The 14,169-nt window shown below is 59.6% G+C and carries 9 protein-coding genes, 1 tRNA gene and 2 pseudogenes; 9 read left to right on the top strand and 3 right to left on the bottom strand.

The features are described 5' to 3' along the window. Positions 1 to 125 precede the first annotated feature (125 nt). From BV911_RS11450 to istB, 5 genes and pseudogenes are all read left to right on the top strand, one after another. Positions 126 to 1,037 carry a YihY/virulence factor BrkB family protein gene (locus tag BV911_RS11450; RefSeq protein WP_240512223.1) on the top strand — a complete coding sequence of 304 codons (912 nt, stop codon included), beginning with the start codon at positions 126 to 128 and terminating at the stop codon, positions 1,035 to 1,037. Between the two features lie 71 nt (positions 1,038 to 1,108). Further along, positions 1,109 to 2,470: a bifunctional UDP-N-acetylglucosamine diphosphorylase/glucosamine-1-phosphate N-acetyltransferase GlmU gene (gene glmU, locus BV911_RS11445; protein WP_086053751.1), complete on the top strand. Its 1,362-nt coding sequence runs from the start codon at positions 1,109 to 1,111 to the stop codon at positions 2,468 to 2,470. 4 nt (positions 2,471 to 2,474) lie between these two features. Further along, positions 2,475 to 4,292 carry a glutamine--fructose-6-phosphate transaminase (isomerizing) gene (gene glmS, locus BV911_RS11440; protein ID WP_086053750.1) on the top strand — a complete coding sequence of 606 codons (1,818 nt, stop codon included), beginning with the start codon at positions 2,475 to 2,477 and terminating at the stop codon, positions 4,290 to 4,292. A 308-nt stretch (positions 4,293 to 4,600) separates the two neighbouring features. Further along, positions 4,601 to 6,350 (top strand): annotated as a pseudogene (gene istA, locus BV911_RS11435) (IS21 family transposase). 12 nt (positions 6,351 to 6,362) lie between these two features. Beyond that, positions 6,363 to 7,205 (top strand): annotated as a pseudogene (gene istB, locus BV911_RS11430) (IS21-like element helper ATPase IstB). A gap of 367 nt (positions 7,206 to 7,572) precedes the next feature. Here istB and BV911_RS11425 read toward each other — a convergent pair. Further along, a tRNA-Arg gene (locus BV911_RS11425) sits at positions 7,573 to 7,649 on the bottom strand. 511 nt (positions 7,650 to 8,160) lie between these two features. Between BV911_RS11425 and BV911_RS11420 the strand changes: the two genes are divergently transcribed. Beyond that, the gene (locus tag BV911_RS11420; RefSeq protein ID WP_086053749.1) at positions 8,161 to 8,583 is read left to right on the top strand and encodes an EVE domain-containing protein; all 423 of its coding nucleotides are present in this window, start codon (positions 8,161 to 8,163) and stop codon (positions 8,581 to 8,583) included. Between the two features lie 114 nt (positions 8,584 to 8,697). Here BV911_RS11420 and BV911_RS11415 read toward each other — a convergent pair whose 3' ends face one another. Both BV911_RS11415 and tsaD read right to left on the bottom strand, forming a co-directional pair. Continuing rightward, complete coding sequence (locus BV911_RS11415; RefSeq protein WP_086053748.1) at positions 8,698 to 8,970, bottom strand: YciI family protein; 273 nt, start codon at positions 8,968 to 8,970, stop codon at positions 8,698 to 8,700. Positions 8,971 to 9,048: 78 nt separating this feature from the next. Further along, positions 9,049 to 10,146: a tRNA (adenosine(37)-N6)-threonylcarbamoyltransferase complex transferase subunit TsaD gene (gene tsaD / locus BV911_RS11410; protein ID WP_086053747.1), complete on the bottom strand. Its 1,098-nt coding sequence runs from the start codon at positions 10,144 to 10,146 to the stop codon at positions 9,049 to 9,051. Positions 10,147 to 10,232: 86 nt separating this feature from the next. On the opposite strand from tsaD, the gene BV911_RS11405 reads away from it, so the two are divergent. The 3 genes from BV911_RS11405 to BV911_RS11395 all read left to right on the top strand — a co-directional run bounded on the left by BV911_RS11405 (position 10,233) and on the right by BV911_RS11395 (position 14,051). Next, on the top strand, positions 10,233 to 10,955 hold the full coding sequence (locus BV911_RS11405) for a uroporphyrinogen-III synthase (RefSeq protein WP_086053746.1): 723 nt from the start codon (positions 10,233 to 10,235) through the stop codon (positions 10,953 to 10,955). A 212-nt stretch (positions 10,956 to 11,167) separates the two neighbouring features. Then, positions 11,168 to 12,559 carry a COG4223 family protein gene (locus BV911_RS11400; protein ID WP_139840072.1) on the top strand — a complete coding sequence of 464 codons (1,392 nt, stop codon included), beginning with the start codon at positions 11,168 to 11,170 and terminating at the stop codon, positions 12,557 to 12,559. Positions 12,560 to 12,569: 10 nt separating this feature from the next. Beyond that, positions 12,570 to 14,051 (top strand): heme biosynthesis protein HemY, encoded by a 1,482-nt coding sequence (locus tag BV911_RS11395; RefSeq protein ID WP_086053744.1) that lies wholly within the window; start codon positions 12,570 to 12,572, stop codon positions 14,049 to 14,051. The last annotated feature ends 118 nt before the right edge of the window (positions 14,052 to 14,169 follow it).

The raw sequence follows: 14,169 nt of genomic DNA, 5'->3' as shown, positions 1-14,169 counted from the left end.
AATCCGTTGCCTCGTATTTCCCAGTGGCGCCACTTGACGTTATGGTTCAGCGAATCGTGGCGATCCGTAGTATCCGAGGCAACATATTGATAAAACTAAAGTCTATCTGGGAATTTGTGAAAGGTATGAATCGCCGGATCACCAGCGCCAATGTGCCATTGGTCGCGGCAGGAGGCGCCTTTTTCACGATGCTCTCCATGTTTCCCGGCCTTGCGGCGTTCGTCGCGTTGCTGGGGTTCTTTGTGGACCCGACTGTTGTGGACGACCAACTTGCACTGCTGAAAGATTTTGTTCCGGCGGATGCCTTCGACATTATCGCGACCCAAGTCCGGCAGCTTGCTTCGACCAATACCAGTACCCTCGGCTGGGCAACGGCGATCTCAACCATCGCCGCCCTCTGGTCGGCCCGGCGCGGGACGGACGCTTTGATCAAGGCAGTCAACGCGGTCTATGACGCACCCATGCGGGGCGGGATTCGTGCGGCTGTGACCGCGCTTGCCATCACGTTCGCCATGTTAATTGTGGGATTGGTGGCAATTCTCTCATTGGTCGTTCTGCCGATTATCCTTGCTTTCCTGCCCCTCGGCGACTTCACATCGATCATTATCGGGTTTGCTCGTTGGGCCGTAGCCCTGTTGGTCGTTTTCTCTGGCATCTGGGTTGTCTACCGGTTCTCACCAAATATTCCCGACAAAAGAATGCCTTGGATCACGCCCGGATCGATCCTAGCCGTTCTGGTCTGGGGCGGCGCGTCTTGGGGGTTCTCTTATTACCTGACCAACTTTGGGGCATATAACGAGGTATATGGGTCGATTGGTGCGGTCGTCGCTCTTTTGATGTTTCTTTACATTACGATTTTCATCGTGCTGCTGGGGGCAACGTTGAACGCGGAACTGTCCCAGTCTACCGGCGTTGGCGTGCTTCGCTCCGTCGCCCCTCTTGAGACCACACCCGAGATAGCGCCGCCCGTTACGCCCGAACTGCCCCAGCCCGAGCACGAAACGCCCGTCACTGAAACGAATGGTAAGCAGACGTGAAAGCACGGGGCCTTTGCGAAACGGGCCTTTCTGGATAGAAGCGACGGAAACGAAATGCACAGGGCCCCGATATGACCGAACGCCGTACCTCTTTGATAGTTCTGGCCGCCGGGATGGGGTCGCGCATGGCATCGGACCTGCCCAAGGTCCTACATCCGGTTGGCGGGTTGCCCTTGCTGGCCCATGCGTTGGAGAGCGGCAAGGCGTTGTCCCCCGAAGTCGTGGTGGTCGTCACCGGTCATGGCGCTGCAGAAGTGGCGGCTGCGGCCCAAGCCCACTGCCCCGGTGCCGAGATCGTGCATCAGGCCGAGCAACGCGGCACGGCCCATGCGGTCGCACAAGCCAAAGACGCCCTTGCCGGGTTCGAGGGTGATGCAATTGTGCTCTATGGCGACACCCCCTTCATTTCACCAGACACCCTGTGCGCGATGGCAGATGCGCGGGCAGCCGGGGCCGATCTGGTCAACCTCGGCTTCATCGCCGCAGACCCGGGCCGCTATGGGCGATTGATCGTCGTGGATGGCCGTCTGGACCGGATCGTCGAATTCAAGGACGCTACCGAAGACGAACGCCGAACCACGCTGTGCAATTCTGGCGTGGTCATGGCCCCGGCATCGCTGCTGTTCGACCTGATTTCACAGGTCTCAGACGACAATGCTGCCGGCGAATTCTACCTCACCGACATTGTCGGTCTGGCCAATGCGCGCGGGTTGCATTGCGCCGCCGTCACCTGCGACGAAGCCGAAACCCTCGGCATCAACACCCGCGCAGAACTGGCCCGGGCGGAGGCGGTATTCCAAACTCGCCGCCGGTCAGAGATGATGGCGGCAGGGGTCACCCTGATCGCCCCGGAAACCGTGTTCTTTGCGGCAGACACCGTCATCGGGCGCGACACTGTAATCGAACCGAACGTCATTTTCGGCCCCGGGGTCTGGATTGATGGTCAGGTTCGCATCCGCGCCTTCAGCCATCTGGAAGGGGCACGGGTTGGTCGTGGGGCCAGTGTCGGACCGTATGCCCGATTGCGGCCCGGCGCAGAACTGGCAGAACAAAGCCATATCGGCAACTTCGTCGAGGTCAAAAATGCGCAGATCGGCCAAGGCGCAAAAGCCAACCATTTGACGTACATAGGCGATGCCACCGTGGGGCCGGGCAGCAATATTGGCGCCGGGACGATCACCTGCAATTATGACGGGGTTATGAAACATCGAACGACCATTGGGGCGCGGGCCTTTGTCGGCTCCAACACGCTGCTGGTCGCACCCGTGTCGGTCGGAGACGACGCGCTGACTGCCGCCGGCTCGGTCATTGTCACTGATGTTCCAAACGGTGCCTTGGCTGTGGCCCGCGCCAAACAAGCCATCAAGCCCGGCCTTGCCATCCGCCTGCGTGACCGGTTGCGCGCGCTTAAATCCGCCCAAAAGGGAAATTAACCAGATGTGTGGAATTGTTGGAGTCCTAGGACAGAATGAGGTCGCGCCGATTTTGGTCGAGGCCCTGAGACGTCTCGAATATCGCGGCTATGACAGCGCCGGGATCGCAACGGTGCGCGACGGCGTACTTGAACGGCGTCGCGCGGTCGGCAAGTTGGTGGAACTGTCCGATCTGCTGGTTCACGATCCATTGGCCGGAAAATCGGGCATCGGACATACCCGCTGGGCGACGCATGGCGCACCCAACGTGACCAACGCCCATCCGCACAAGGCCGGGCCGGTGGCCGTGGTTCACAATGGCATCATCGAAAATTTCCGCGATCTGCGGGCAGAACTGCGTACCTTTGGCCTGACCAGCCACACCGAAACCGATACGGAAACTATCGCATTGCTGGCCCAGCACCATATGGCGCAGGGGCTTGGTCCGGTTGAGGCCGCGGCCCGCACGGTCGATCGGTTAGAGGGGGCCTTCGCCTTGTGTTTCCTCTTCGAGGGCGAGGACAATCTTCTGATCGCCGCGCGTCAGGGATCCCCCTTAGCCATCGGCCATGGCGACGGCGAGATGTATGTTGGGTCGGATGCCTTTGCGCTGGCGCCGATGACAGACCAGATCACCTATCTGGAAGAAGGCGATTTCGCTGTCTTGACGCGGGCCGGGGTCAAGATCACCGACCAGAACGGACAAGCGGCCAATCGGGCTGTGCGCGTGCTTCAACTGGACACCGCAGCCACCGACAAGGGCGGCCACAAATATTTCATGGCCAAGGAGATGGGCGAGCAACCGACGGTCATCGGGGAAACCTTGAACGCTTATCTCAAAGACGGCGAAATTGTGCTTCCCGGCGGCGGCTTGGATTTCTCCACCCTGTCGCGCGTCACCATGGTTGCCTGTGGCACCGCCTCCTATGCCTGCCTGACCGCGAAATACTGGTTCGAACAACTGGCCCGGCTGCCCGTCGATGTCGATGTCGCCTCGGAATTCCGCTACCGGGAACCGCCACTGCCCACAGACTCACTGGCGCTATTTGTCAGTCAATCGGGGGAAACAGCCGACACACTGGCCGCATTGCGATACGCTGCATCCCAAAATGTGCAGGTGGCGTCGGTGGTGAATGTCACAGAAAGCACCATCGCGCGGGAAAGTGACATCGTGCTGCCGACCCATGCCGGGATCGAGATCGGGGTCGCGTCAACCAAGGCTTTCACCTGCCAGCTCATGGTGTTGGCACTTTTGGCGCTGAAAGCCGCCCAGCAGCGCGGCACCCTGTCAGAGGAAGCTATTCGCGTGCATCTTGACGCGCTGCGCGCCCTGCCCGGCTTGGTCAATCAGGCCCTGTCCGTGAGCGCCGAGATCGCGACGCTCAGTCTTGAATTGGCCGAAGCCCGGGACGTGCTGTTCCTCGGACGTGGGGCCCTGTTCCCCATCGCTATGGAAGGCGCCCTCAAGCTCAAAGAGATCAGCTATATCCACGCCGAAGGGTATGCCAGCGGAGAGCTTAAGCATGGTCCAATCGCACTGATCGACCCGACAGTTCCTGTGGTCGTCCTATCGCCGCACGACCGCCTGTTCGGCAAGACCATATCGAACATGCAAGAGGTCATGGCCCGGTCCGGGAAGGTGTTGCTGATCTCTGATCAGGCCGGGCTCCATGAAGCAAGCGACGGGGTCTGGAAAACGATCCGAATGCCCACAGTGGATTCCGTATTTGCTCCGATTGTCTATGCGATCCCGATGCAAATGCTGGCCTTTCACACCGCCGTTGCCAAAGGCACAGATGTCGATCAACCACGAAACCTCGCCAAATCCGTAACTGTAGAATGAAGCACTGTTGCAGAACGGTGCTGTTGTCCCTCAAAAATAAAGTCTGGACACAAAAATTATGTTTGAATACAAAAAAAGTTCGGACAGATTAGAAGCCGTGCTAGCCTCACCGTCGGAGGCACGCATGGCACGCGGTGGTCAAACTTGGGATGAAGCGAAGATTTCGCGGCTTTACTCGCAAGGAGCGGACATCATGTTGATTGTCACTGAGAACTGACCCAGCAGCCGCAGAAATTGTCACTGAGAACTGACCCATGGTGAGACCTTGCCCCTGACGGGATTTGTCGGGGGTTATTGGAGTGATCGACATGGGATTTTTGAGCGTTATTCGACGGTGGGCTCTTCGGGACCATATGCCTATCCGCGAGATTGCACGGCGAACTGGCCTGTCTCGCAACACCATTAAGAAATATCTTCGGGCGGAGATTACGGAACTCAACTTCCAAGTACCGGTGCGCCCAAGCAAGCTGGATCCATTTGCGGACAAATTGTCCGGCTGGTTCGTGACGGAGGCGCGGAAATCACGCAAGGACCGGCGCACGGCGAAACAGATGCATGCCGATCTGGTGGCCCTTGGGTTTGACGGATCTTACGAACGGGTCGCAGCCTTTGTGCGGGCATGGCGTGCGGATCGGCAGCGTGCAGAGCAGACGACGGGGCGCGGAACATTTGTGCCTCTGGTCTTTCAACTCGGCGAGGCATTCCAGTTCGACTGGAGCGAAGACTGGGGTCGCGCACGGTCTGCGCGCCTTCGGCACGACGTGGGCGGTGAGCGCACCAAGTTTCAGGTTGCTCATATCAAGCTATCGCATAGCCGAGCCTATCTGGTGCGGGCTTATCTGCTGCAGACGCATGAAATGCTGCTCGACGCGCACTGGCATGCCTTTCGTGTCTTCGGGGGTATTCCGAACCGCGGCATCTATGACAGCGGGAATTGTCCGCCAATGGTCCGAGGACAATGGACGCGAATACGGCGGTGGATCGTGTGCGCCGTGGCAAGCAGCGGGATGTAAATGCTCGTTTCCTCGCCATGACCAGCCACTACCTTTTCGAACCAGCGTTCTGCAATCCAGCGGCCGGGTGGGGCGAGCCGTTGTGCGCCATTGGTTCAAGAACAATGGCGAGCGGCCAGGTGGAGAAGAACGTCCGCGATGCGCGCCATCACGCCATCACGCCATCACGCCATCACGCCAAAGGCGTGCTTGCAGCACGACGTTTCTGGCAAGTCATGCCTGCCTTCGCGACCCTTGATGAGCTGAATGATTGGCTTGAGGAGCGCTGTCTGGCGCTCTGGCAGAGACAGCGCACGGGACATTGCCCGGTAGTATCGCTGAGGTCTGGGTAGCGGAAAAATCGTCACTGATGTCCTTGCCGCCCGCATTCGATGGCTTTGTCGAACAGAGTAAACGCGTGTCGCAGACCTGCCTGATCAGCTTCGAACATGAGGAGGATCAAGAAACGATCCGGGGAATCGTTTCTCCGACGCAAGGCTATAGCGTTCCGGCCTCTTTTGCGAACCGCCCCGTCAGCCTACGGATCTATCCCGACCGGCTGGTGGTCGTGCTGAAAGCACGCCGATGGCGTGACGCGGCTGAGGGACAGATCCTGTGTCAGCATAAGCGGTTGATCCAACGCTCACATGACCTGCCGCCGCGCACCTTCTATGATTGGCGGCATTATCTGGCTGTGGTGCAGCGCAAGCCGGGAGCCCTGCGCAATGGTGCGCCTTTCGTCGAAATGCCCGATCCCTTCCGCAAACTTCAGGACCTGATGCTACGGAACCCGGGCGGCGATCGCGAGATGGTCGATGTCCTGGCTTTGGTTCTGCAACACGTCATGCCGGCGGCATGCTTTCAGCATCACGAACAGGCAGTGCTTTGTGCGGTGGAAATGGCGCTGGACGCAGGTATCCCGACCAAAACACATATCCTCAACCTGTTGCACAGGCTGGTCGACGGCAAGCCTACCGACCTACCGGATGTGACCCCGCCAGCGGCGCTCCTACTGAGCAAGGAGCCCGAAGCCAATGTCGCCCGGCTCACGACGGGTTGCGGATAGGGGGTAAACGCCATGCGTCATGATCCTGCTGGTGCGGCCATCGTCATAATGCTGCGCAGCCTAAAGATGTACGGCATGGCGCATGCCGTGAATGACCTGATGGAACAAGGGCACCTGCATTCGACGCTGCGTCACGCTGAAAGCGTGCCACAGGCACGACGCCGATGCTATCGCAGCTGCTCAAGGCGGAAATGGCCGAACGTGAGGTGCGCTCCATCGCATACCACATGAAAGCCGCCCGTTTTCCAGCCTACAAGGATCTGTCGGGCTTCGACTTTGCGGCCAGCGAGATCAATGAAGCCTTGGTCCGACAACTCCATCGTTGCGAATTTATGGATAGGGCTGAGAATGTTGTGCTGATCGGCGGACCCGGCACCGGGAAAAGCCATGTCGCGGTCGTGCTTGAGGCACGCCTCCAGCGGGACACTTGGGGTCCAAGCCATCGAACATCACCGAAGGAAGGTACACGTCTTCTCGACCGTCGAGTTGGTTAACACGCTTGAACAGGAAAAGGCACAGGGCAAGGCCGGAAAGATCGCCGAGGCGCTGGTTAAGACCGATTTGGTAATCCTCGACGAGCTTGGATACCTGCCGTTCAGTTCACCGGGCGGCGCACTGCTGTTCCATCTGCTCAGCAAACTCTACGAGCGCACCAGTGTCATCATCACGACCAATCTGAGCTTCAGCGAATGGGCCGCGGTGTTCGGAGACGCCAAAATGACCACCGCCTTGCTCGATCGACTCACCCACCGGTGTCACATCCTAGAGACCGGCCATGACAGCTATCGCTTCAAAGCCAGTTCAGAAAACACGACACAAAAGCGCAAGGAGAAAACAGCATTGACCCAGCCATGAAGCAGCAACCATAACATTCGGGCGGGTCAAATCTCAGTAACAAAGCTGGGTCAGTTCTCAGTGACAATCAACAGTACGCGTTCCGCGACAAGCTGGGCTGGCCAGGTGGAGTCCTAGAAGGATCCGGATGGGGAAAGCCGAAGGGGATGCATTGGCGGACCTATCACCGTCTCACCGCCAAACGCGATGCCTTGGCCGCAATTGTGAACTCAGAATTCATCGCCAGATATGGTTCATCTTGGGACATGCACGGACCTTATACTCTGACAGATCTATAGTATCGGGTGGAGAAGGGGGAATTACCGGGGGGACGCAATCGATCAAAAATCAATTTTTTGTTAAAAATCTTATATTTACACAAATTTGATGGTGCACCCGACACGATTCGAACGTGTGGCCTCTGCCTTCGGAGGGCAGCGCTCTATCCAGCTGAGCTACGGGTGCCTTTGGATGCATATACCGACTGACTAAGCGGGTCGCAATTGCAAAGTTGCACCGAAGGCGCACATCTTCATAAACTGGATTCCATACAGCCGCGGACGAAGAAGGGGCATGGCCGCTGGTTAAAGTCGGCACTTCGGTCCGCCCAATGATATTTCAACAAACCACACCGCAGAGAAAGCCGACGATGACCGAAACGATCATCGCGCCGGTTGAGTCCGGCTAGGTGGCCGTCGACATCTTGACGGCGCGCCAATCGGCGTGAATTGCCATGCCCAGCATGAATCGTCGGCGTCAACGGAGGGCTTTTGTCGCCCAAAGCTCTCGCCAGACTGCGGCTGGGCCGAATCAACAACTGGAAACGTCGGAGCGATCATGATCACAATGGGGCTGCGAGAACCCGGCCCGTCAGAACCTCACCACATGTCTCACGTTCCTTCCTAAAACCCCACGGTGTTCCTTCGATCAAGGCTCTGTTATTTGATCGCTGATCTTGAACCGGCGGAGGGTGACCGTGAATTTTTGGCTTTTCAAAAGTGAAACGACCACTTGGTCTTGGGACCAACAACGAGCAAAAGGCGACGCGGGGGAAGAGTGGAGCGGCGTCCGCAATTACCAAGCGCGCAATTTCATGCGCCAGATGCGGATCGGCGACCTCGGCTTCTTTTACCTCTCGCAAAAAGAGAAGGCCGTAGTTGGTGTCGTCCAGATCATCGCCGAAGCCCACCCCGACAGCACGACCGATGATGAGCGATGGGAGTGCGTTGACATCAAAGCAGTTCGGACGTTGGCAACACCTGTGTCGCTGCAGCAAATCAAATCCGATCCGCGGCTTTCAGAGATGGTTCTGGTGACAAACTCACGGCTGTCGGTCCAGCCTGTGACGGAAGACGAGTGGGCAGTAATATGTTCCTTGGGAGGCGATGCGCCCTCTTAGCCAGAGCATTCCGACAAAGGTCGCCGCGGATTGCGCCGATGGAGCCGGGCCTCTGGACCCGGCATCCCGATTGCCTCCGTTTCGGATCGGTTTTTTACACCCAAGAGGCAGGCATCACCCGATCACCCGGTTCCACGGCAGGACGCTAATGCTGTCGAACAAACCGACTTTCCCGTAGGGATCCGCGGCGACCCATGCCTCGGCCTCGGCGGCACTGGCCACGTCCAAGATCACGAGAGATCCGTTCATTTCACCTTCTGCATCCAGAAGTGGGCCTGCCTGCATCACGACGCCCGATGACTTGAGATAGGCGACGTGATCCGGGCGATTGGCCTTGCGCACTTCAAGGGCGCCGGGCTTGTCGTGGCCGATAACAGCATAAAACATCGAAACTTCCTTTGGTGGTGGTCCGTCGGCCGGACCCTAACAAGGCCCGGCGTCCCGGCAAGACAAAGTTGAGTCCGATTAAGATTTCGGCCCTTTTTTTCCCGACCCAAGCAGCGCCGGGCTGTGCGTATCCAATGGCCAACGGGGGCGCGCCGCCAAGGTCATGTCGTCCCGTCCGCCTGCGCGATACCGTTCGAGTCCAGCCCACGCGATCATGGCGGCATTGTCAGTGCATAACGCAAGCGGGGGCGCGGTAAAGCGCACGCCATGCGCCTCGGCAAGCTCAGACAGGGCTGATCGTAGGTATTGGTTCGCCGCAACGCCGCCCGCCACGGCCAAGGCGGGATGGGATGGCTGCGACTCTAGATAAAGGGTCAGAGCGCGCCGGGTCTTTTCGGTCAGCACATCGGCAACTGCGGCTTGGAAACCGGCGCACAGATCGGCGCGGTCCTGCGCGAACAGCCCGCCCTGATCGCGGACCAAGGCATCTCGGGTGCGCAAGACCGCAGTTTTCAAGCCCGAGAACGACAGATCACAACCGGGCCGGTCCAGCATCGGCCGCGGAAAGACAAAGCGTTTGACGTCGCCGCTTTTCGCAGCCGCTTCGACCGCCGGTCCACCGGGCTGGGTCAACCCAAGCAAGCGCGCGGTTTTGTCAAAGGCTTCCCCCGGTGCATCGTCAATTGTACCGCCGAGACGGGTGAATTTCTCGGGTCCATTCACCAGAAGAAACTGGCAATGCCCGCCGGACACCAACAGCATCAGATACGGAAATTCCAGCCCGTCGGTGAGGCGCGGGGTCAAGGCGTGACCGGCCAAATGGTTCACACCGATCAGCGGAAGACTAGCCCCGGCTGCGATCCCTTTGGCGCACATCACGCCAGACAAAACGCCGCCGATCAGCCCAGGTCCAGCGGTCACTGCCACGGCATCAATCCGGTCCAGACCGACACCTGCCGCGTCCAGCGCCTGTTCCACCGCAAGGTCCAGCTTTTCAACATGCGCCCGCGCCGCCAACTCGGGCACCACCCCACCGAAGGCGGCATGCAGCGCATCTTGGCCCATGATGACATTCGACAGAATCTCGGGCGGAGCCCCCGGCGTGTGGCGCACCACGGCCGCGCCGGTGTCGTCGCAACTGCTTTCCAGCCCGAGAATGGTCAATGTGTCCGTCATCAGCGCGTCTTGCGTTTTCTATCTGTGTCCGTGCAGGTTGCGAGCTATCACCGCCCTGAGCGTCGCACAACCGCAGGACCCGCCCCATGCAAGCCGACCGTTTGCTGATAACCCGCCCCCAAGCTCAGTCTGAGCGGTTTGCACAGACGTGTCAGCGGGTGTTCGGCCCGCAGATGCAGATCGTCATCTCTCCGGTTCTTAAGATAGTTCCACGCCGGACCAAGATCGACCTGACCGGTCTGACTGGCCTGATTTTCACCTCCGAAAATGGGGTGCGTGCATTTGCGGCGCTGTCCCACGACCGAAGTCTGCCAGCCTATTGTGTCGGACCACGCACAGCCGATGTGGCCCGCCAGATTGGGTTTCGCGCCACACAGGGCACCGGCGGTGCAGAAGCCTTGGCCAATCAGATCGCTGCAGCCCCCACGCACGGGCCATTGCTGCATGTTCACGGTGTAACGGTAGCCGGGGACATAAAAGGCGTGCTGACGCAACGCGGCATCCCTGTGCGCACGCAAGTGATCTATGATCAGCTCGAATACCCGCTATCAAAGGCGGCTCACGACCTGCTGTCCGAGCCAGCGCCAGTGCTTTTGCCGGTTTTTTCGCCACGAACGGCGACCTTGCTGCTACCCGCCCTTGTCCCTGCCCGCGCGCTTTTGCAAATTGCAGCGATCAGCCCAGCTGTTGCAGTGTCATTACAGAAACTTCACACGGCCCGAATCGACGTGGCGGCGCAACCAGATGGCGCCTCCATGCTGACCTCGCTCATCGGTTTGCGCGACGGTGCAAGTCGGCTTGAGAGATAGGGCCGCTAGGGCTAAGGTCGTTATAACGATATGGAAGGGATGCCGGTTTGAATTCCAGGAAAAAAAACTCTGATCCAAAGGATGCGACCGGGATCAGACACGAGGGCGACGACGGACAAACAGATGCCGCGCCCCACACGAACCTTACGGATCCCGCGCACACGGATCTCACGGAGTCCCCGGTTCCCGAGGATAATCCTGACGGCGAAACGGTGTCCGATCCAGCGTTCGAACCGATGACAGGCGGCGTCGATGTGGTCGAAGATGCGGTGATCATCGGGGAACCATCAGACACGCCGATTGAAGACACCGACCCTGCGCCGTGGGACAGAGCCAGCGATGTGTCGGACCCGGCTGATGTCAAAGCCGAAGAAGACAGCGCAGCGACCGAGGCCGCGCCGATTGCGCCTGACGACACCGTCGATGCAACACCCCAAGATTCCACAGATGAGTCCCCCCAATATCCAGTCGCGGCCCCACCGGCAGCGGCTGAAAAGTCCGGCGGCGGCTTTGTCCCGGCGCTGCTGGGCGGTTTGATCGCGGCAGGCCTTGGTTTTGGCGCCGCGCAATTGACCGGAGGCTTCGGAAACAATCAGGCTGAGATCGACGCAGCGATGGCGCAACAAGCAAGCCAGCTGGCGACATTGGACAAGCGTCTGGACGAAATCGCGACCACAATCGCGAAGCCCGCTGATACCAGTTCCATCGAAGGCCAATTCTCGGCGCTGACCGACCAGCTCAAGTCACAGTTTGGCGACATGTCCACCCGGTTCGACACCGTGGCAGGTACGATTGCCAAGCTGGATAATCGCCTCGGCGATGTGGGAACGCAACTGACCGAGGTCGAAACCCGTCTCGGGTCAGTCGACGATCGGCTGACCGCAGTTGAAAAACGGCCCCTCGTGGAAAGCTCTGAGGCCGCGAAGGCGGCGTTCGACGCTTATGAGCGTGAACTTGAGCAATTGCGTGCTTCGCTCGATGCACAAAAAAGTCTGAACGCAGAGGCTGCGGCGGCTTTGGAAGAGACCGCCAAATCGGCGCAGGACGAAATGGCCGAGATCGAACAGCGCGCCACATCGCTGCAATCGGAAGCCGAAGCCTCGGCCCGTGCCGCTGCGGTCCGCGAAGCGGTCACCCGGCTGAACGCATCGTTAGAACAAGGCACCTCTTTCACCAGCGCCCTTTCGGTGCTGGGCGAAGGTGACACGCCTATTCCAGATGTCTTGACCCAGAACGCCGAAGCGGGCGTCGCTTCAATGTCAGCACTTCAGGCCAGCTTTCCTGCCGCAGCGCGCACCGCATTGGATGCCGCAATCCGGGAACAAGCTGGTACCGAAGATTCGGTGTCGCGGATCGGTGCGTTTCTGCGCACCCAAGCTGGGATCAGGTCACTGGCACCGCGCGAGGGCGATGATCCCGACGCGATCCTGTCCCGAGCGGAAGCGTCGTTGGACAAGGCCGAACTAGAGACCACGCTGACCGAAATCGGCCAGCTTCCGCAATCCGGTCAGCAGGCGCTGGCCACATGGGTCAGTCAGGCCCAGACCCGTTTGGCCGCAACATCTGCGGCCAAAGACCTGACTCAAACCCTGTTGGCCAACTGAGGAGTCTCCCATGCTGTTGTCCCTATTGAAGATCCTTCTCTTTGTGGCCGTCGTGGCCGGCCTTATTTTCGGGGTCGAGTATCTGCTGGAGAATGGCGAGGGTCTGACCATCGCCATCGCCAATACAGAATTCACCCTAGGCCCGGTACAGGCGGTGGTTGCGGTCATCCTGTTGCTGGTCGTCGTCTGGTTGTTCCTGAAACTACTGGGGCTGTCCCTTGCGGTTCTGCATTTTGTCGCGGGCGATGAAACCGCGATCACCCGCTATTTCGCGCGCAATCGCGAACGGCGCGGCTTCACCGCCCTCAGCGACGGGATCATGGCGCTGGCCGCAGGCGAAGGCAAAGAGGCGGTTATAAAGGCCAATAAAGCCGAAAAGCTTTTGGGTCGGCCTGAACTGACCAATCTGATCAAGGCGCAGGCCGCAGAAATGGCCGGCGACAAGAATGCGGCAACCGAGGCTTATAAGAAGCTTCTCGATAATGAAAAAACCCGGTTTGTCGGGGTCCGCGGCCTGATGCAGCAAAAGCTGGACAGCGGCGACACCGAGACGGCGCTGAAATTGGCCGAGAAGGCGTTTGTTCTGCGGCCACGTCACGCCGACAATTCCGATATGCTGCTACGGCTTCAGGCCAAGAATGAGAACTGGAAGGGCGCCCGCAAAACACTGGGGGCAAAGTTGAAATACGGCAACCTGCCGCGTGACCTGCACAAGCGGCGCGATGCGGTTCTGGCGCTGGCCGATGCGCGCAAGCGCTATGCCGAGGGCGATCTGACCGCCGCCCATGACGAGGCCATCGAGGCGGACCGCCTGTCGCCGACCTTGGTCCCCGCAGCGGTTCTGGCGGCCAAGGCCTATGTCGAAATGGGCAAGCCCAACAACGCCGCGAAAGCCATCAAGGTGGCCTGGGCGGCGGATCCGCACCCCGATCTCGCGGCCGCCTTTGCGGCCATCGCCCCCGACGAAACGCCGACCGACCGGATCAAACGGTTCGGCGCGCTCATCGGCAAAAACCCGGTGCACCCGGAAACCCGGATGCTGGCAGCCGAACTGGAATTGGCCGCCGAGAACTTCCCCGGCGCGCGAAAGGCGCTTGGCGATCTGCCGACGACCGATCCCAGTGCGCGGGCGCTGACCCTCATGGCGGCGATTGAACGGGGTGAAGGCAGCGATGACAGCACCGTCAAGGCATGGCTGGCTAAGGCCCTGACTGCGCCGCGCGGACCACAATGGCTGTGTGAGAATTGTGGTCAGCCGCATGGTGACTGGCAGGCAATCTGTATCCGGTGTGATGGGTTCGATACGCTGAGTTGGAAGCAGGCACCTGAAAGCGACACCATGCAGGGCAACTCTGCCTTCATGCTGCCGTTGATCGTGGGCCGCGAAATGGCCCCGAACCCGGTGCCGGATGTGGACTCTGATGGTGTGATCGACGGCGCACCTGTGGCAGACGTCGCGGACGAGACAGACCCGCAACGCACAGCAAGCTAACCTGAAAACAATGCCGGACCGCACGAGCACTTCGGTGCCTGCGGTCCGGCGACTTTAAATGAATGTCGGCCCAAGAATTGGCGGCTCGTCGGTGCACTAAGCAAGTGACAGCCGCAAC

Origin of the sequence: Pseudoruegeria sp. SK021 (assembly GCF_002119405.1) — a bacterium.
Taxonomy (GTDB): Bacteria; Pseudomonadota; Alphaproteobacteria; order Rhodobacterales; family Rhodobacteraceae; genus Meridianimarinicoccus.
The sequence above is the reverse complement of the archived record's forward strand: the minus strand, read 5'-3'. Positions and strand labels throughout refer to the sequence as shown.

Coding starts and splice junctions, on each gene's coding strand:
- BV911_RS11405 (WP_086053746.1), top strand. CDS start 10,233: ATGCAAGCCGACCGTTTGCTGATAACCCGCCCCCAAGCTCAGTCTGAG.
- BV911_RS11395 (WP_086053744.1), top strand. CDS start 12,570: ATGCTGTTGTCCCTATTGAAGATCCTTCTCTTTGTGGCCGTCGTGGCC.
- glmS (WP_086053750.1), top strand. CDS start 2,475: ATGTGTGGAATTGTTGGAGTCCTAGGACAGAATGAGGTCGCGCCGATT.
- BV911_RS11415 (WP_086053748.1), bottom strand. CDS start 8,970: ATGTTTTATGCTGTTATCGGCCACGACAAGCCCGGCGCCCTTGAAGTG.
- BV911_RS11450 (WP_240512223.1), top strand. CDS start 126: ATGAATCGCCGGATCACCAGCGCCAATGTGCCATTGGTCGCGGCAGGA.
- tsaD (WP_086053747.1), bottom strand. CDS start 10,146: ATGACGGACACATTGACCATTCTCGGGCTGGAAAGCAGTTGCGACGAC.
- glmU (WP_086053751.1), top strand. CDS start 1,109: ATGACCGAACGCCGTACCTCTTTGATAGTTCTGGCCGCCGGGATGGGG.